The sequence below is a fragment of the Streptomyces sp. NBC_01454 genome, assembly GCF_036227565.1.
Lineage (GTDB): Bacteria > Actinomycetota > Actinomycetes > Streptomycetales > Streptomycetaceae > Streptomyces.
Window position 1 is genome coordinate 5,449,711 of the sequence record NZ_CP109460.1, and the last position, 17,215, is coordinate 5,466,925.

Genomic DNA, 17,215 nt, shown 5'->3' on the forward strand with positions numbered 1-17,215 from the left:
TACGGGGTGTCAGGCGACGACGGTGAATCCGTGTGCCTTTCCGAGCCGGGCGAGCGAGGTCTTGCCGGGGGTGCCGTCGGCTGCGCCGCCGGGCGCCGTGCCGGTGTAGCCGTACCGGAGTTGCAGCAGTGAGTACGCGCTGCAGGTGGCCGTGCCGAAATGCCCGTCGGCGTATCCGGGCGCGAGCAGCCCCTCGGCTACGAGGGCGTCTTCGACGATCTCGACGCCGGCGTACGACACGGGCGAGCCGCTCTTCGGCGGGTCGACCTCGGACGCCTTGACGAGCCGCGAGAGGCTGACGACCCGCTTCGCCGCGGTGCCCGCGGGCAGCTTGAGTTTCTGCCCCGGCTTGATCTTGTTCGGGTCCTTGAGCCCGTTGAGGTCGGCGAGCGCCTTCGCGGTCGTCCGGTGCGCCGCGGCGATCTCCGACAGGGTGTCGCCCGTCTTGACCGTGTAGGTCGCCCCGGACGTCGACGGGGTGCTGCTCGCCGCCTTGTACTTCGGCCGGCCGTAGCCGACGATCGTCGCCGCCGTGCGCACACGCCGCGCGCAGACGTTCGCCGAGTTGCCCTCGATCGTGAAGACGTTCCCGCCGCTCACCCCGGTGACGATGCCGACATGGTCGATCGCACCGATCGAGTTCGAGCCGGCCCAGTCGAAGAACACGATGTCGCCGCGTCTGATGCCCTTGACGTCGGCATGCCACTGTCCGGCGTCCTTGAACCGCTGTGCGTGCCACGGGGTGTACGCGTAGTCGGTATCGAAGCAGACCGATTCGCGTTCGCCGGCGTCGACCGCGCAGCGCGTGATCATGGCATCGCACCATGCGAAGTTGCCAGCGAACGCGTTGCCGTTCCGCTCCCGGTACCACGCCTGTATCGCGTTCGGCTCGCCGGTGCCGAGCCACTTCTCGGCCTGCGAGATCATCCCTTCGAGGCTCATGCCGCGTCGCCCCCTTCGGGTTCCGCGGCGGGCGCCTCGTCGGCGGCCGGCTCGTCGTCCTGGTCGGTGTCGGCGTCCGAGGTGTGGAACACGCCGGCCATGTCCGGCGGTCCGAACCGCTCGCGCAGCAACGCCTCTTCGTTCTCGACGGTCGGGCCGTTGCCCGTACGCCTGATGAGTCGTGCTTGCTCTTCCTGGTCGGGCCGGCCCTCGACCGGCCGTTCTTCCTGGCCCATGGGTGAGCCTCCTTCGGGCATGAGAAACGCCCCGGCCGACCGGCACGGGGCGAGCTGTAGAGGTGAGGTGCGCTACGCGGCGCGGGTGGCCTGCCCGGCGGTCGCGGTCGCCGTGTTCGAGGCACTCGACGTCGACCACTGCGCGGTGACGACGAGCTGCTGATCGGCCGTGCTGTCGCGCGTCACCGCGGCGTCGGTGAGCTCGTGCTGTACCGCGCCGGTCGTGCTCGCGAGGTGATGCGACAGCGATGCACCGCCCGCCCAGGTGCCCGAGCTGCCCGGCGCGATGGCCAGCAGCACGCCGTCCACGCGCCATCCGCGGCCCGAGATCGCGCTCGACGTCGTCACGGCCGCGAAGGAAGCGATCACCGCGCCGGCGGTGCCGCCGAGCCGGACCCGGACCGTCAACGTCGGCGTCCCCGTCGTCGAGGCGGTCCCCTGTGCGGTGAAGCGGTACGCCGTGCCGGCCGCGGCGTCGTTCGCGGGAATCGTCCATGAGGCGAGCACGGTCTCGGCGGTCGTCGAGGCGACCGTCGCGAGCGCGGACGCCGACGGAGCGTCGGCCGTGTTGCCGCGTCGCACAGCGCCGGTGACCGTGCTCGTCACATTGATGCCGGCGAGCGTCGTCGCCCGGGTCCGCACGTTCCGGATGATCGGCCGGTTCGTGTTCGTCGAGATCTGCACGCCGTAGCCGGTGAGCGCGTAGACGTCGCAGTCGTCGATGACGATGTCGGTACCGTCCCAGATGTGCACGCCGTTCGCCGCGGCGCCGGTGACCGTGCAGCCGGCGATCGCGACGTCAGTCGCCGACGCGGCCGGGGTCGAGCGCGAGTCGGCTGTGATGCCGGCGCCACCGGCCCCGTTCACCGTGCAGTCGGCGACGCGGCCGCGGCGGGTACCGAATTGGCTGATGCCCGTGCCGCCCGCGTTGACGACGATCACCTTCTGCGCGGTGTAGTCCTCGACGTTCATGAGCCGGACGCCGATCCCGGCGACGTCCTTGATCGTGATCTGATCGAGGGTGAGCAGCCCTACGTACCCAGTGTCTTCGCCCTCGACGCGAATCGCGGCGTCGTACGAGCCGCCGCCGACGAACGTCATGTCGTTGATGGCGAACCCGGTGAGCGGCTGCGACCCGGTGATCGTCGGCGAGCTGCCCCCGGCCGGCGTCCGGTGCGAGGCGGTCGACGAGTCAAGGGTGCGCACGCGGATACCGGCCCCGCAGCCGCGCATCTGCACGCCCTCGATCACGACACCTTCCCAGGTGTACACACCGATGGCGAACTGCGTGCAGCTCTCGAAGCGGCAGTTCTTCACCCGCACGTCGCGGTGCGGCTTGTTCGGGCTCGCGCTGTGGGAGCCGATGCCGCGCGGCCAAGGGCCCGTTCCTGCGGTCCCGGACGGGCCGACCGTGCAGCCGTCGATCAGAATGTCGATGCACGGTGTGTCGTCCGCCGGCCCGAAACCACCGAAGTAGGCAGTTCCTTTGGCGAGGTCGAGCTGTATCGCCTCACTGAAATCGCGGCCGCCCGGATCGATGTACCCGAGGAAGTTGCAGTTCAGGACCCGCCCGGTCTTGATCGAGTTGTACTCGATCCCGTGATACCCGGGGAGGTCGAGCACGGTGGTATCGCGCACGGTGACGTTGCTCGCGTGCCCAAACGACATGCACATGTTGCTCGGGGTCACGACAGTGCCGGCCATGTCCCACACGCCGCCCTCGACGACGATGTTCCCGTGCCCGGTGTACCCGCTGAACGTCTGGTCGCTGTCGCCGTTCAGCAGCATCGTCACGGCGGCCGCCCGGACCATGCGGGCGCCCGGCATGAGCGTCAAGCGGGTGTTGCGCCGGATGCGCAACGGCAGCGTTGCGAGCCGGTACGTCCCCGAAGGGACGATGACCCACCCGCCGCCGGCTGCGTACGCGGCGTCGAGCGCTGCCTGCACGGCCGGGGCGTCGTCGTGCGTCCCGTCGCCGAGGGCACCGAGCACACGGGGGTTGTAGATGCGCATCCCCGCGAGGGACAACGAAGAGGGGGTGAACGTTCCGCCGACGGTCATGTTCCCGGCGACGTCGAGCTCGTCGACGTTCGCGCCGCCGGTGACGTCGAGCCCGCCCACGACACCGAGACCGGCGGCCGCGGTCAGTGGTGCCTCGACCGTGCCGCCGTCGGCCTTCGAGAGGGAATCGAGCGCCGCGGCAAGTGCTTCCTGTGCGACCTCGCGGCCGGCCTCGTACCAACGGATCGGCTCGCCGGCGGCGTCGTTGTACTCGAATTCGATCGCGGGTACGTCCGTCTTGAACGGGCGCAGTGCGCCCGGCTGCGACGAGCCGGCCGCGTTGGTTCGTAGCTCGCCGATCGGGGTCGTTCCGTCGACTTCGTAGAGCGCGGTCACGAGCTGCCCCGTGCCGGCCACACGGACGAGCACCGGATAGTCGGGCACGACGTCGCCGGCCGCGGTCGTGAGGACGTCGGCGGGCGTCCCGCCGAAGGTGTAGAGCGCCACGGGGGCAGCCGCCTTTCAGTCGATCCAGTACGAGCCGCTGATGTTCACCCAGGGAGTGCCGGCGGCGGTCGGCCCGTCCTGCGACCACCAAAGGACCGTGCCGGGGTCGCCGAGCGACGAGGCGGTGCCCACGTCGAGGACTTCGAGCTTTCCGACGCCGATCACGACGTCGCCCTGCAACGAGCTCGTTGCGGCGTAAGCGCCGATCTGCTCCTGCGGAATGCAATCGTCGGGGACCTTCCCGATCCCGATGCCGTTCTGCGGGATCACGGTCCCGTCGGTCCGGGCGATCCGGCCGCGCAACCACACCCGCGAGCCGATACGGCGTACCTCGGGTGTGTACGTATCGCCGGTGTAGCCACTGACGAGCCCGAGCGGCCGCCATGCGGGGTCGGGCTCGTAGACCGTGGCCCATACGTTCGAGGTCGCCGACGTCTTGAGCCACAGTGACCCGTCTTCGGCGGTGACCGCGGTATGCAGCGGGGCGTCGGTGTACAGCGCGTCGCGCTCGGCCCGGTCGGCGACGTGCTGCAAGAGGTGCGGGTCGATATCGGCGCCCATTTCCATAAGCGCCCCGGGGCCGACCGGCGCATCGCCCCCGCCGGGAATCCTGATCTTCGAATAGCCGACTGTTGCCACTTCGGCGCCTCCCTACGAGAACGTGATGGTGATCGAGCCGCCGGTGAATGCGGCGTAATCGCGGCTTCCGCGGGCGTAGATCGCGAGCCCCTTCCGCGCGCCGCTCGCGAGCTTCGAGCGCCATTCGGCGGGCAGCGTTGCCGTGCCTTGTGCGCCGACGCTGAGCGAGAGCAGCTCTTCGGGGCCCTCGTCGAGGTCCAGCGACGAGGGCGGCGAGTTGTGGTCGTGCAAGTACAGGTGCATCGGCCGTTTGGCGTTGTCGCCCGAGCCGCGGCGGCGGGTGAATGAGACCGTCATTTTCGCGACGGTCTTGCCCGCGCACGCGTCGGAGATCTTGTTGCCGTAGAACCATGCGCCCGACAGGTTCCCGCCGCCGGTGTAGTCGCCCTGAAAGGGGTAATCCCGGTAGTCGTCTCGCCTGCCGTTGCGCCATGATCCGGACGAGCTCGCTGTGACCGTGACGGGCTTCGGCGCCCGGCCGGCCGGCGCGTCCGGCGACGTGTCCGACTGCGCCCCGAGCTGTCCGTACAGCTCGACTTTCCCCTCGGTGTTCTTCCGCAGGTACAGCGCGCTGACCTGTTGCCACCCGTCGCCGGACGGCGCGGCGGTGCCCCATGTCGCCGCCCGCAGTACTTGCTCGTCGAGGGCGACCTCGGTCGCGAGTCGCCTGATCGTTGCCTCGTCCGTGGCGCCCGGGTCGTCGCCGAGTCGCCACATCACGACCGGCCGGGCGCCCTGCCGGACCGCGACCCAGTCGCCGGCTTTCCGATTGCGGTAGCTGTCGGCGCACATGACGTCGGTCACGAGGGCGCCACCCACCATCACGTTGACCGTGCCGGCGTCGGTGACGTCGACGACCTCGGCCGACACCGTGCCGCCGCCGCTGCTCGCCGACAGCGCGCGGGCGAGATCCTCGCCGAGCTGCCGAGCCGCGCCCGTCATGAGAGCCTCCGTGCGGTCGTCCTGGTGGTGCAGCTCATCGACGCCGAACCGAGCTCGTACGGGCACGAGTCGATGATGTGTCGCTGCCACTCGCCCGGCCGCACCTCGACCTCGACGACGTCGCCCGGTTCGAGCCCGGGGTGACAGACAGCCGTGAACGAAAGCGAGCTCTGTACGCCGAGAGAGTCGGCCAGCTTCGCGCGGCCGACGGCGTACGCCTGCGCCGTCGAGGTGATCAGCGGCGACGAGTAGCGCGCCACCCGAAGTCGTACGCCGGTGAGCCCGAGCCGCTGCGGGCCGAGCGGATCGCCGATCGGGTCCGGGCCGGCGAAGGTGAGCGAGTTCGGGTCGTCGTCCCAGACGTAGACCGGGCCGACGGCGGGTGCGCCGTCGCCGGCGTCACCCGAGATCGCCCAGACGTTCACGAGCCCCTCGGCCGACTGCTCCTCGGCCGGCTCGACCATGGCGACGCCGTACGGGATTTGCCACACGACGTCGTCTGCCAGCGTCGGCACCGGGGCGAGGGTGATCACGCCGCGGGCGTCGGCGAAGATCTCGCCGCCGAGCGCCGCGGCGATCCCGGTCTTCGTACCCGAGCTGTCCGTGCCCGTGCTGAGTGCCTGCCATCGGTCCTCGTCGACGACGAACCGCGGCACGGTCGTGCCCCGGTCGACGCCGCGGCGCCATGAGATCGGGGCGTTCGGCAGCGCCTCGCCGACGAGCGTCGGCACGACGCCGGCCGCGGTGTCCGGGCCGATCGTGCGGGTCGTGGGAAACGAGGCGCTGCGAATCGCGTCTTCAAGCCCGAGCAGATCGACCGTTGCCCCGAGCCGCGTGCGACGGGCCCGGTCAACGACGTAGACCCCGGCCGGAATCCACTCGGTATCCATGCGCGGGCCCGCGATCCCCTGCCAGAGACGTATCTGCGTGGCGACCGTGTTGATCCCGTCGCGGCCGACCGGGACGCCGAGCAGCTCGGCCGAACCGCTGTAGCGGCACTCGGCGTTGCGATCTGGCGTCACCTTCGCCTCGCCGCACTTCGCCTCGACCCAGGTGCGGCCGCCGTCGTTGGACCATGCCGCTAGCCGCGGCCGCCGAGCCGTGCGCAGCAGCGCCGCGTACGCCGCCGGAGAGACCGGCAGCATCAGGTGACCCCATTCGTCGACAGCGACGCCCACGAGCTGTAGCTCGACGCGACCGCATTCCAGTCGGCAAAGAGCTCGGCGAGCGAGTCCCACGACCACGAGGGCAGGCGCATCGGTTGCCCGGTGGTCGCCGGTCGCTCGATCGGCTCGATCGTGAATGTGTACTGCATCGACGGGTCGTCGATCCCGAGCTTCCCGGTCGGCTTCTCCGACCAGTCACCGACGACGAAATACCGGTCGGTGTACAGATACGCCGGCCGCACCTGCGCGAGCAGCACGCCGTCGACGAGCAGCTTCCGGACCCGCTCGATCTTCGTCGCCCCGGTCACGTCGATGGTGACCGCGATCGTCGGTGCCCCGTGCGTGTCGTACGCCGTCGCCCGGTATGGGCTGCCGGCGACGTCGACCGCATCGACCCGGCCGACGCTCGACATGCCGGGCCAATCCACGATCATGACCCGCGCCGAAAGCGCGGGCGTGTCGAGGGACTTGAGCCACAGATCATCCTCGTCGCCGACCTCGGGCGCCGGCACCGTGACCGCGAGGCTCGACGACGGGCCGGTGCTCCCGTCCTCGTAGACCGCGGTCGCGGTGTAGATCACGGCGACGCCGAGGGGCGCCTCGTGATCGTAGGCAGTGCCGACGCCCTCGATCGCCCACGCGGCGTCGCCGCTGCGCACCGGGACCGCCGCGGCCGCGCCCGGGTCCTGGCGGACGATGCGCACCTGCCGGACGTCGACGGCGTCGGCGAGCGCCGTGCCGGCGGTGTAGTCCACCGACAGCACGACGCCCGCCGACGGCTTGTCGACAATGGCGGCGAACCATCCGTCGGGCGAGGTGACCCGGTCCGGCGGCGTCACCTCGGGCGCGCTCGGATCGACGATCATCGGCATCGGGTTACCTCCCCTTCACTCCGGCTCGGCTGCGCTTGCGGACGTCGCTCATCCCGGCATCGACTCGGTCATCGACGACGGCGACGAACTCACGCTCGCCGACCTTGAGCACGACCGTGTCGCCTCGTTGCAGCCCGGCGGCCGGTGCACTGGACTGCCCCGAGGTGACCGGCACCGGTACGGCGGCCGCCGCCATGCGCACCGCGGCCCGGTCGACCTCGGGCAGGCTGCGGATCATTCCGCCGACGAGCCCGGCGCCAACCTGTGCACCGACCTCGTCGGTCACCCTCGACGGCGACTTGATCTTGAGCTCACGCTTGATCGCCTTGACCATCCCGGAGCCGAGCCGATTCATCTGCGTTTGCAGCTCGGCCTCTTGCGCCTGGAGACCCGTAAGGAACCCGCGGCCAGCCTGCGACCCGGCGTCGTACATCGCGTCGGCCATGGTCCGGCCGTAGGACGTCGAGAGCGCCGAGCCGCTCCTCGCGAGGGCGTTGAGCTGCTTGATCTGCGCGGCGTTCGCGCCCGAGACGAGCCCGGCGAGGTCGCTGTCGGGACCGGCCGCGACGAGCTGCGAGATCAGGTTTTGGCTGACTCCCTTCTTCGACGCCGTCTTGATCTGTCCCTGAAACGCCTTGAGCGCGGACTGCCGCGACTGCATGCCGGTGATCAGGTTCCCGACCGACGTCGGGTCGCTGACGTTGGACAACCCGAGGTAGTCCGAAGCGCTCTTCTTCTGGTCGGTGTACGCCTGCTTCGCCGCGTCGAGCCGGCTGCCGACGCTGTCGCGGCTCTTCGCGAGCGCCTGCAACTTCGTCGACGCCTTGTTGACCGACGTCGACAGCGTCCGGCCGGCGCCGCCCGCCGTCTTGAGATCGGCCGCGAGGTTCTTCGCCGCGGTCGAGATCGACGAGGCGCTGCCCTTGAGCGACTTCGTGAACGATGTGAGATCGCCCGGAACCGCCTTCCGAGCCTTCGTCCTGGCCGTGCCGCTCGCGAACCCGCGGGCGCCGAGCCCGGCCGCCATGCGCAGCGACGTCGGGCTGTCATAGACCGTCTCGCCGCCCTTGAAACGGACGAGCTCGGGCCCACGCTCACCAACCCACGCGAGTTCGCCGGCCCGCGGTCGCCCGCCATCGGCGTATCCACCAGCGCGGTTGTACGCCTTCGAGAGCGAGCCGTACCTCGACAGCGCGTACCGCATGCTGGCGTAGATGTTGGCGAGCGGGTCGAAGATGCCCCGACCGGCAAGTTTGCCCGCATAGGCGGCGAAGGTCGGCGGGATCACCTGCATCAACCCGCGCGATGCGACGCCGTTTTTGGCGTTGATGTCCCAATTGTTGATGGACTTTGCGTTGCCGCCCGACTCCTGATTCATCCGGCGCAGCACGACCGGCAGCAGACTCGCCGGCTGCCCGACGAGCTTGAGCGCCTGCAAGACGACGCTCGACCACCGCTTGACGCCGGACCCACCGACGTCCGCCGACGAGCCGCCGAACAGACCCTTCGCCGCGTCGACGATCTTGTCTTTGAGCCCGCCGAGCATCTTCGCCCAGGGAGACGAGCCGATCGCGCCGATCTTGTCGCGAATGAACCCGGTTGCCTTCTCCCACATCTTCGAGGGGTCCGACAGGAAGTCGACGCCGTCCATCACGACGCCGCCGATCTTCTTCGCCGCCCCGCCGAGCCAGTCGACAGCCGAACCGATCACGCCGCCGTCGGCCATCAGCTGAGCGCCGGCGGCAGCGTGCAACGCGCGGGCCCGACCGCGGTATTTCGGGTCGGTCGGGATCACGAACTCGGGGTACTGGGACCGGCCCTCGCCGACGATCGCGGTCGGCTTGTTGACCTTCATCGGTGCGGCCGGCCCCCACGGACCGACCGTGCCGCCCGCGGCGAGCAGCTTGGGAGCCTTCGGCAGCGGGTCGAGCCCGACCACGCCGGCGACCTTGTCCCAAACTGCCTTAATTCCCCGTGTATAGACCCATTCAATGATGAAGTTCACCGGCTTCGCGGCGATCGACTGCACCTTGCCCCACGCCTTGCCGATCGCGTCCTTCGCGAGCTCGAAGGCGTCACCGAAGAGCGCGACGCCCCGCTTCCCCGCGTCGAGCGCCGGCTTGAGGGCCTTCGTCCACAGCCACGACGCGGCCGCCCCGATCCCGTCGAACGCAGGTTTGACCGCGCTGCGGTACAGCCACGAGCCGACAGCGCCCAGTCCCCGCCACGCCGCCTTCGCGAGCTCGACATTCGGTTTGATGATCGAGGTATAGAGCCACGACACCGCCGAACCGATCCCGTTCATCGCGGGTTTGATGGCGTTCGCGTACAGCCACGACCCGGCCGCGCCCAGCGCATGGAAGGTGCCGATCGTGGCACCGATCACCGGCTTCAAGATCGTGCCGTACAGCCACAAGCCGACCGCCGCGATCCCTCGGAGCGCTGGCCCGACCGCCACATTCCAGAGCCATGACGCGACCGCGCCGAACGCCCGGAAGGCGATCACGAGCGGCGCGATCACCGCGACCGCGACGATCGTGAACAGCACGCGCGCCGCCGTGCCGATGAACCCAAACACGGGCGAGAGCACGCCCGACCACAGCCACGACGCCGCCGAGCCGACCGCCTGTAGCGCCGTCCAGATGCCCGAAAGTGCCGGCTTCAGGAACGAGTTCCACGCGACCGACGCGGCCGCCTGGATGCCCGCCCACGCCCCTTGGACGATCGCCCGGAACGTCGCACTCTTGTTGTAGGCGACGACCAGGGCAGCGCCGAGCGCCAGAATCCCCGTGATGATCAGCCCGACCGGGTTCGCGCTCATCACGGCGTTCAGCACGCCTTGCGCGATCGCGAACCCGCGGGTGACCGCGGCCGCCCCGAGTATCACGCCCCGATAGATCGCGAACACGGCGGTCGTCGCGCCGGTCGCGAGCGCCGAAGCACCCATCGTGAGCGCGATGCCGCCGACGGCGACGCCGAGCGGTATGAGCCACGCCCCGTAGTCCTTGACCCACTGCACGCCGCCGGCGAACGCCGAGCCAACGCCCTTGACGGCGGGCACGAGCGTGCCGGCGAGCGCCCCACCGACCGTCTGCGCGGGCGGCAGCACGTACCGGTTGAGGAACGAGCCGAACTTCTCGACAGCCGGGATCGCGTACCGGTTCGCGAAGTTGGCGATCCCCTGCAACGCCTGCCGCTTGAACACCTCGATCTTCGAGGTCGCGGTGTCGTGCAGACTCTTGCCCATCTTGTCGGCCGCCCCGCCGACCTCGCCGAGCCCGGCGGCCGCCTTCGAGGGGGCCATCGCGAGAAGCGCGCTACCAAGATCTTCCGCCTGCGTACCGAACAACGCGGTCGCGGCTTGCGCCTGCTTAACGGGGTCCTTGATCCCGCGCAGCCGGTCGAGGGTGAGATCGAGAACGCCGTTCGCGGCGCTGCCGCCCTTCGCGAACTTCGCCGCCATGTCGGACGCGTTGAGCCCGAGCATCTTGAACCCGCCGGCGGTCGTCGTGCTGCCGTCGACCGCGCGGATACCGAATTCCTTGATCGCGTCGGCCGCGAGATCACCATCGCGAGCACCTGCCCGAAGCGCCTGATTAATCAGGCCGATCGACGACGACCCGTCGAGCCCGGCCTTTTTGAACTGCACCCCGTATTCATTGAGAGTGTCCAACAAATCGCCGGCTTTATCGGCGCCGCTTTGGAACCCGCGGGTGATGAGGTCGAACGCTTCCTTACCGTTCGCTGCGAGCCCGGTTTTGATGAGCTGTCCGGCAGCCTTCGCCGAGTCGCCTACGTCGGCGTCGAACGTGTCGGCCAAATTGAGGGCTGCCTTAGATAGCCCGGCGAGCTCCTTCTTTGGCGCATTGATCGAGGCGACGCCGTTCGAGGCGAGCGCCTTCAAACTGTCGTTGACCTGATCGATCGACTCGCCGTATCCGCGGGCGTAAACCGACCCGGCGATCTTGCCCGCCCGAGCCGACTGCTTCTCGGACAGCCCGAGCTGCGCCCCCAACTTCGCATTGCTCTTGTCCTGTTCGACCGCTTCGGCGAATCCGGCAGCGAACAGCGCCCCGGCTCCGGCGGCGACACCGATAACGCCCTTTTTCAAGGCGCCACCGATGCCGCCGAGGAACCCCTGCCCCGTCTCCTGCCCGGCTGCCTGCCCGACGCGCTGCGGCTCGTTGCCGAACTGCTGACTCAGCAGCCGGCCGAAATCGCGCACCTCGGGAACGATCGACACGTAGCCGACGCCAATCTCGACCGGCACGCCGCATCACCCCTTCCCGGGGAGCACCTGAGAGTTGATGTGTGCGTACGCAGCCCGTGCTCGCGCCCGCTGCTGCTCGGCTTTCGCCTCGGTCTCTTCGGGCAGCGGTTCGCCCGGCCGCCAACCCGGCTCGGGCCACGGTTGGGCCGGCTTCTTCGGGTCGCGATTGGCGTTGAGAAACGCCGTCAGCAAGAGATTGAGCAGATCGCGAGTGTCGGCGGCCGCCCAATCGGATACCTGCCAGTGATGGCCGGCTGCTGCGCGTGCGGTAGCCGAGTCGGGCGGAAGGCGCTCGACCATGATTCGCAGCAGCCGCAGCGTGATCTCGCCCCGCCAGAATGCGGCGAGCGGCCCGCCGACCCCGTACTGCTCGCCGCCGTAGTAGTGGAGTAGGTCGGCCTCGACGGCTTCGGGATCGTCGCCGAGGACGTCGAGCACGCTGAACTCGTAGGCTTCGGGCCCGTCGCCGTCGTCGCCTACCGCTTCGTAGGGCGGTGCTTAGTGAGGGTGTCCTGCATCTCCGAACGTGCCGCGACGTAGACGAGCATGAGCCCGTTCGCGTTGCCGCCCGACTTGATGAACTCGCCCCACTGGTCGCCGAGCAGAATGCGGGCCCTCGCTTCGTCTCCTTCGGCCGCGTCGATCTCCTTCGCGAGATCGTCGGGCGTGAACAGCGGGTGCGGGAACGTCCATATCTTCCCGTCGTCGGTTTCGACCTCGACGAGCTCGCCGCCGACCGCTTCGGCGTACGACGCCTTGACCGCCGACAGCTTGAACCGGGCCTTGTTGGGCTTCGACATGATCGTGCTCTCTTCCTCGGGTGAGTCTGCGGGTGAGCTCACGAGGGCGAGGGACGGAGGGGCTCACCCAGAACCGCCGTCCCCCGCCCGATCACGGGGCAGCGTCAGCCGCCGGACGGGGGAGCGAACGACCTCCAGCCGGGCCCATCGATCCAGTTGCGGCACGGGGTCTTGAGCACGGGATCGCGGTACGCGGTGAACGTCACCGGTCGCTGCGTCTCGGTGCTGCGCGCCCACTGCTCGTCATCGCGCGAGGTGAGTCGGGCTCGCGGGAAGAACTTGATCACGTAGATCTCTTCGCCGCTGTCGCTGTAGTCGAGGCCGATGAAGAGCAGCCGGCGGTACGGGTTCTTCGGCGTCGCGGGGCGGTCCCACTGCCACGCCGAGCCGATCGTCGGCAGTGCACCTGTGCCCGACAGTGGCAGTCCCTCGAAGAGCGCGACCGTCGCCTGATTGGTTTCCTGTGCCGCGTACTGCGCGCTGAGCACGTCCGACTCGACGTCGGACCGGGTCGGCTCGACCGCCTGCGACGAGGTGACGTCGGCCATCGACAGATCACCGGTGAAGGTGACGCCGTCGTCAGTGGTGTAGCCGACCGGGACGTAGCCGGTAGGGATCGCCGTAAGGGCGCCGTCGGACGAGTTGAACGGGGTCGCGACGACAGCCGCCGAGTAGTCCGCGGCGTAAACAGCCTGCATGAGCTGCTTGCGGATGTAGTCGTTCCTGAGCCCGTCTTCGAGGACCGGCGGGGTCGGTGTGGACATGCGTCCCTCCAATGGAAAACCCCCGGCCGCGACGCGGTCCGGGGGTGTGCTGTCAGGGCGGGTGAGCCCGTGTTCAGGTGGCGAGGCTCTTGCCCCGCAGCGAGATCTCGACGGCGAGCGCGTACCGCGGCGAAGAACTCGCCGGGTCCGGCAACAGGTTCGGTCCGCCGACCTCGTCGACGTCGTACGCGGTTGCTCCGCGCCATCCGGGGATTGCGCCGAGCAGCGCCCGCGCAAGCTGCATGAGGTCGTGCGCGGCTTCCTCGGTCGACCCCCAACAGTGGACGTCCAGCCGCGGCCGGTCGGTCACGACGTCCCGCTGCGCCCCGCCGATTCGCTCGACCCGGACGAACGACGTCGGTCGCGGTGAGGGCACCCGCGTGCCTACGTGCACCGGCTGCCCGTGCTCGGCGAGCCTCGCTCGCAGGTAGTCGGCGACGACCGCCGCGGCGTCCGGGAAGACGATCGGCGGTGTCATCAGTCGGTGTCCCCCGCGGCGTCCAAACCGCGCAGCAGCGCCCGCCGCGACACCTCGGGGTACGGGGTCGAGTAGTCCCCGATCACGGCGCCACGGGCCCGCTTGTCGCCGGCCTCGACGTCCGTCCGGAACTGCCCTTCCCAACCATCGGACTGCGCGGCCGCGGCCGCGGCGTCCTCGACCGCCCGGGTCTTCCGCTCGATCAGCGCGTGCGTCTCCGGCGTCTTGAGTAGACCTGCGATGTTGCGCCGGTTGGGACGAAACCTTGACCGTGCCATGGTCACCCCTCCACTACCTTCAGCCTGATCTCGAAGTGATGCAGCGCGGCCGGCTCGTACGCCGGCCCCGGGGGCCCGATCACCTCGAAGTCGAGCCCGAGCCAGTGCACGCGTGCCTCGCCGCGCACCGTGAGCGGCTGTCCGCTGGTGTCGCGCGAGTTGCACAGCATCAGCCATTCGCCGATCTGCGCGCTCCGTTGGTCGGTGTCCTCGGCCCCGGTGTTCTGCTGCATCCATGCGTTCACCGCGGCGTGCGTCGACGTCGTCCAGTCGTCGACCTCGTTGCCGTACCGGTCCGTCGTTGTCCCCGGCTGCTCGACGTCGACGAGGTGCGGCAGCAGATCGTCGGGGATCACAGGAACCGCCCTTTGCACAGCGGGTCGTACTGCCATCCGGGCAGCCCGTCATCGCGCAGCCCTACCGAGTACGCCGCGTCGGCGTCCGGGTCGTCGAGCGTCTCGGGCTGTAGCAGAGCGATCTCGTCCTCGGTGAGGTAGAGCCCGCCGGCCTCGCCGAGCGTCTCGGCGTACTGCCCGATGCTCCTCTGCCGGTAGCCGCCCGGGTTCGCCATGACCCGGCGAGCGACGGCGACCGCGATCGCCGTCGTTGTCCCCGGGGCCGGCTCGTATCCGGTCGGAATGTGCCGCCGCATGAGCGCCGAAGCGTCGTCGAGGTACGCCTCGACCTGCGAGCGCTTCGGCTCGACGAGGGTCACGCCGGCACGCGCCTCGTAGTCCTCGACGGTCGCGAACGGCGCCATGCCCTACTCCTCTCGCTCGACGACGCCGGCCGCCTCGCACGCCGCGATGACGTCCTCGCGGGTCGCGTCCTGGTCGACGTCGACGCCCTTGCGGTCGGCGAACGACCGCCATGCCTCGACGCCCGAGCCCTTGCCGGACCGCGGCGGTGCCTCGACGCCGCCCGCGCCCGGGGGCGTGGGCGCTTGGGCAACGTCGACCGTGTCGACGACCTCGACCCACGCCTTCGGGTTGGTGATCTGCCGGACCGCCCACGCTGGCACGTCGTCGCCGGGTTCGAGCACGACGGTCCGACCCTGAAGATCACGGACGTGCACGGTCGCGACGAGCTGCTGCTCGCTCATGCTGCTCACCCCTCTCAGGCGACGTCGGCGCAGAACGTCAGGTCGGGGTTCGCGAGCACGGGCAGCCCGATCGCCGCCGCCTTCGTCCACAGCGCCGGCGGGTCCTTCTCCGCGTAGACGCCCGAGACGATGCCCGGCTCTTCGCCGTCCTCGATCCCGTAATCGCCGTCGAGAGACTCGGCAGTCGTACCCCACAGCGTGGCGCCGAGGTCGGTCGACTCCGGGTCGTTGGCGTCGCCGGCGGCCGGCAGCAGCAGCACACGGTCGTCGGGGATGATCCGGGTAACGCTGCCGTTGACCCGCACCTGTGCCTCGTACGTCGAGATCGGCGGGAGCGAGTACGCCTGTAGAACCGAGTTGATCGAGGCGACACTGATCACCGAAGGCTGCGAGACGCCGCCCGCGTACACCAGGGCGCGCAGTTCGTCATTCCGCATCATCAGCGCGACGACTCGATCGCTCGTGACGATGGCGCCGGGCGCTTCGCCGTTGGTCGCGATGTAAGTCGCCTTCCACGCCATGAGATCGGCGAGGATCTCGGCGGCCGGGTTCGTCCACGCGGTTGCAGCGACGACCGTGTGCGACGCCTTCCTGCCGAAGTCGACGGTCGCGACGATGCCGTTCTCGGCGAGTTCGAGCTTGCCCTTGTAGAGCACCTCGCCGCGGGCGAGCTCCATACGCGCGGACACCGCCCGTGTCATGCGCAGTGCGTCACGCATGAGCGCGTTGCGCACCTGCCCGTCGAGGCGACGCTGCCGCAGCCGGTCGTACTCGCCGAGCCGCAGCTTGCGGGAGATCGGCGGCAGTTCACCGGAGACGCGGGCGATCCCGGGCCGCGCAGCGATCTGCGACTCGGTGTCGTACGACCGGAACGACGCCGCCTCGATCAGCCCCTCGCCGCCCCGGGTGAAGCGGTACTCAAGGTCATCGATCGGATTGTTCGGCAGCCACCGGGCGAGTGTGAACTGATTCGCTGCGCGGTCGGCCTCGCCGGCGCGCACGTAGCCGGTGAGCTCGGCGGGGGTGATGTAGTCGGTGTTGATCAGCACGGGTTACTCACCCCTCTCAGAAGTAGGTGATCCGGCCGGCGACGTCCGTCTTCCCGGCAGCGTCGACGGGGCGCGGCAGCTTGGCCTCGACGACGCCGCCGTGCCAGAAGAGAGCGCCCTGCGGGTCGATGGTGTTGACGGTCGGCGACTTCACCGCGGTGAAGAGGTGACCGACGAGGGTCTCGCGACCGTCGGCCGCGGTGTTGTCATACGGTCCGAACAGCCCGGTCGCGGTGATCCGCCCCAGGGGCAGACCGCTCGGGAAGTAGCCGTTCGGGTAGTGCGTGGCTGGAGTGAACGCCGAGGTGTCGAGGGTGATCGTCCTCGCGTTGCTCGTTCCGTGCGCGGACGCGAGCCACGACTGATCGTCTTGACCGAAGGTCTCGGTCGTGGTGGTGAGGTTCATCGGGAGACTCCCGGTATCAGGTGTTGGTCTTCTTGCCGTGCTTCTCGGCCCACAGATCGCGACCGGCTGCGACGCTGGTTCGGCGACGGTCCTTCGAGCGGCTGCCGCGTGCGCCCTGATCGAAACCGCGCCGGTCGCGGCCGCCACGGCGCGTGTCGCGCTCGTCGTCGCGGTCGTCGTCCTCGTCGTCGTCCGTGCCGGACGACGACGGAGCGAGGCGCTTCACGAGATCGGCGAGACCGTCCTCGTCGACTTCGCCCTCGTCGGTGACGTACCGAGAGAGGTTCACGTCGTCGGCGACGTCGCCGGCGTTGGGGATCAGCCCCTTCGCCGCGGCGAGGAAAGCCTGCCGCGCGAGCTTCCCGCCGTTCTTCGCCCGCTCTTCGGCGAGCGCTTTGCCGACAGCTTCCTCGATCTTCCGCTCTTGCTCGGGCAGCCCCTCGCGCCGCAGTTGATCGCGTTCCTTCGCCGCGCTCGCGTTCTCACGGGCACGGGCCTCGTGCTTGCGTGACTGCGCCTTCCACTTCTCGGCCTCGGTCTTCCAGTCCTTACCGTCGTCGCCGCCCTTGTCGGGCTTGTCGTTTCCGGCGTCGTCGTCCTGGTCGTCGTCGCTGCCGTCGTCCGTCTCGTCCCCGCCGCCGTCCCCGCCGTCCTTGTAGAAGAACGGGGAGAACAGACCGGTCGGGTAGGGGTGAGTCCAGCCGGTGGCTGCCTCGACCCCGGGCAGAGTGCGCGTGCGCATGGTGGTGTCTCCCGTGTCGGG

General features: G+C 69.5%; 19 protein-coding genes. All 19 read right to left on the reverse strand.

Translation table 11 applies throughout. The features are described 5' to 3' along the window. Window positions 1-9: 9 nt before the first annotated feature. On the reverse strand, window positions 10-942 hold the full coding sequence (locus OIU81_RS24145; RefSeq protein ID WP_329151195.1) for a CHAP and LysM peptidoglycan-binding domain-containing protein: 933 nt from the start codon (window positions 940-942) through the stop codon (window positions 10-12). Then, window positions 939-1,178, reverse strand: coding sequence for a hypothetical protein (locus OIU81_RS24150; RefSeq protein ID WP_329151197.1), 240 nt, complete (start codon window positions 1,176-1,178; stop codon window positions 939-941). Before OIU81_RS24150 ends, OIU81_RS24145 begins: the two co-directional genes overlap by 4 nt. A gap of 72 nt (window positions 1,179-1,250) precedes the next feature. Next, window positions 1,251-3,686: a right-handed parallel beta-helix repeat-containing protein gene (locus OIU81_RS24155; protein ID WP_329151199.1), complete on the reverse strand. Its 2,436-nt coding sequence runs from the start codon at window positions 3,684-3,686 to the stop codon at window positions 1,251-1,253. A 15-nt stretch (window positions 3,687-3,701) separates the two neighbouring features. Next, on the reverse strand, window positions 3,702-4,325 hold the full coding sequence (locus OIU81_RS24160) for a hypothetical protein (RefSeq protein ID WP_329151201.1): 624 nt from the start codon (window positions 4,323-4,325) through the stop codon (window positions 3,702-3,704). Window positions 4,326-4,337: 12 nt separating this feature from the next. Further along, window positions 4,338-5,267, reverse strand: coding sequence for a hypothetical protein (locus OIU81_RS24165; RefSeq protein WP_329151203.1), 930 nt, complete (start codon window positions 5,265-5,267; stop codon window positions 4,338-4,340). Next, window positions 5,264-6,412 (reverse strand): phage tail protein, encoded by a 1,149-nt coding sequence (locus tag OIU81_RS24170; RefSeq protein ID WP_329331161.1) that lies wholly within the window; start codon window positions 6,410-6,412, stop codon window positions 5,264-5,266. The genes OIU81_RS24165 and OIU81_RS24170 overlap by 4 nt, the downstream gene beginning before the upstream one ends. Next, a complete protein-coding gene (locus OIU81_RS24175) occupies window positions 6,412-7,305 on the reverse strand; it encodes a hypothetical protein (RefSeq protein WP_329151207.1) in 894 nt (297 codons plus the stop codon). Before OIU81_RS24175 ends, OIU81_RS24170 begins: the two co-directional genes overlap by 1 nt. A gap of 4 nt (window positions 7,306-7,309) precedes the next feature. Then, window positions 7,310-11,575: a phage tail tape measure protein gene (locus OIU81_RS24180; RefSeq protein WP_329151209.1), complete on the reverse strand. Its 4,266-nt coding sequence runs from the start codon at window positions 11,573-11,575 to the stop codon at window positions 7,310-7,312. A 6-nt stretch (window positions 11,576-11,581) separates the two neighbouring features. Continuing rightward, complete coding sequence (locus OIU81_RS24185) at window positions 11,582-12,013, reverse strand: hypothetical protein (protein WP_329151211.1); 432 nt, start codon at window positions 12,011-12,013, stop codon at window positions 11,582-11,584. A 38-nt stretch (window positions 12,014-12,051) separates the two neighbouring features. Then, window positions 12,052-12,375: a hypothetical protein gene (locus OIU81_RS24190; RefSeq protein WP_329151213.1), complete on the reverse strand. Its 324-nt coding sequence runs from the start codon at window positions 12,373-12,375 to the stop codon at window positions 12,052-12,054. A 104-nt stretch (window positions 12,376-12,479) separates the two neighbouring features. Further along, complete coding sequence (locus OIU81_RS24195; RefSeq protein ID WP_329151215.1) at window positions 12,480-13,139, reverse strand: phage tail tube protein; 660 nt, start codon at window positions 13,137-13,139, stop codon at window positions 12,480-12,482. A 73-nt stretch (window positions 13,140-13,212) separates the two neighbouring features. After that, window positions 13,213-13,617: a hypothetical protein gene (locus tag OIU81_RS24200; protein WP_329151217.1), complete on the reverse strand. Its 405-nt coding sequence runs from the start codon at window positions 13,615-13,617 to the stop codon at window positions 13,213-13,215. After that, complete coding sequence (locus OIU81_RS24205; protein WP_129296341.1) at window positions 13,617-13,895, reverse strand: hypothetical protein; 279 nt, start codon at window positions 13,893-13,895, stop codon at window positions 13,617-13,619. Before OIU81_RS24205 ends, OIU81_RS24200 begins: the two co-directional genes overlap by 1 nt. A gap of 2 nt (window positions 13,896-13,897) precedes the next feature. Then, window positions 13,898-14,251 carry a hypothetical protein gene (locus OIU81_RS24210; protein ID WP_329151220.1) on the reverse strand — a complete coding sequence of 118 codons (354 nt, stop codon included), beginning with the start codon at window positions 14,249-14,251 and terminating at the stop codon, window positions 13,898-13,900. Then, the gene (locus OIU81_RS24215) at window positions 14,248-14,655 is read right to left on the reverse strand and encodes a hypothetical protein (protein WP_329151222.1); all 408 of its coding nucleotides are present in this window, start codon (window positions 14,653-14,655) and stop codon (window positions 14,248-14,250) included. Before OIU81_RS24215 ends, OIU81_RS24210 begins: the two co-directional genes overlap by 4 nt. Window positions 14,656-14,658: 3 nt before the next feature. After that, on the reverse strand, window positions 14,659-14,997 hold the full coding sequence (locus tag OIU81_RS24220) for a hypothetical protein (protein ID WP_329151223.1): 339 nt from the start codon (window positions 14,995-14,997) through the stop codon (window positions 14,659-14,661). A gap of 14 nt (window positions 14,998-15,011) precedes the next feature. Then, on the reverse strand, window positions 15,012-16,046 hold the full coding sequence (locus tag OIU81_RS24225) for a major capsid protein (protein WP_329151226.1): 1,035 nt from the start codon (window positions 16,044-16,046) through the stop codon (window positions 15,012-15,014). Window positions 16,047-16,062: 16 nt separating this feature from the next. Further along, on the reverse strand, window positions 16,063-16,452 hold the full coding sequence (locus tag OIU81_RS24230; protein ID WP_129296346.1) for a head decoration protein: 390 nt from the start codon (window positions 16,450-16,452) through the stop codon (window positions 16,063-16,065). A 16-nt stretch (window positions 16,453-16,468) separates the two neighbouring features. Beyond that, complete coding sequence (locus tag OIU81_RS24235; RefSeq protein WP_329151229.1) at window positions 16,469-17,194, reverse strand: hypothetical protein; 726 nt, start codon at window positions 17,192-17,194, stop codon at window positions 16,469-16,471. Window positions 17,195-17,215 lie beyond the last annotated feature (21 nt).

Excerpts from the sequence above, each read along its gene's own strand:
- OIU81_RS24145 (WP_329151195.1), bottom strand. The coding sequence starts at position 942 with ATGAGCCTCGAAGGGATGATCTCGCAGGCCGAGAAGTGGCTCGGCACC.
- OIU81_RS24150 (WP_329151197.1), bottom strand. The coding sequence starts at position 1,178 with ATGGGCCAGGAAGAACGGCCGGTCGAGGGCCGGCCCGACCAGGAAGAG.
- OIU81_RS24165 (WP_329151203.1), bottom strand. The coding sequence starts at position 5,267 with ATGACGGGCGCGGCTCGGCAGCTCGGCGAGGATCTCGCCCGCGCGCTG.
- OIU81_RS24170 (WP_329331161.1), bottom strand. The coding sequence starts at position 6,412 with ATGCTGCCGGTCTCTCCGGCGGCGTACGCGGCGCTGCTGCGCACGGCT.
- OIU81_RS24175 (WP_329151207.1), bottom strand. The coding sequence starts at position 7,305 with ATGCCGATGATCGTCGATCCGAGCGCGCCCGAGGTGACGCCGCCGGAC.
- OIU81_RS24190 (WP_329151213.1), bottom strand. The coding sequence starts at position 12,375 with ATGTCGAAGCCCAACAAGGCCCGGTTCAAGCTGTCGGCGGTCAAGGCG.
- OIU81_RS24195 (WP_329151215.1), bottom strand. The coding sequence starts at position 13,139 with ATGTCCACACCGACCCCGCCGGTCCTCGAAGACGGGCTCAGGAACGAC.
- OIU81_RS24200 (WP_329151217.1), bottom strand. The coding sequence starts at position 13,617 with ATGACACCGCCGATCGTCTTCCCGGACGCCGCGGCGGTCGTCGCCGAC.
- OIU81_RS24205 (WP_129296341.1), bottom strand. The coding sequence starts at position 13,895 with ATGGCACGGTCAAGGTTTCGTCCCAACCGGCGCAACATCGCAGGTCTA.
- OIU81_RS24215 (WP_329151222.1), bottom strand. The coding sequence starts at position 14,655 with ATGGCGCCGTTCGCGACCGTCGAGGACTACGAGGCGCGTGCCGGCGTG.
- OIU81_RS24220 (WP_329151223.1), bottom strand. The coding sequence starts at position 14,997 with ATGAGCGAGCAGCAGCTCGTCGCGACCGTGCACGTCCGTGATCTTCAG.
- OIU81_RS24230 (WP_129296346.1), bottom strand. The coding sequence starts at position 16,452 with ATGAACCTCACCACCACGACCGAGACCTTCGGTCAAGACGATCAGTCG.
- OIU81_RS24235 (WP_329151229.1), bottom strand. The coding sequence starts at position 17,194 with ATGCGCACGCGCACTCTGCCCGGGGTCGAGGCAGCCACCGGCTGGACT.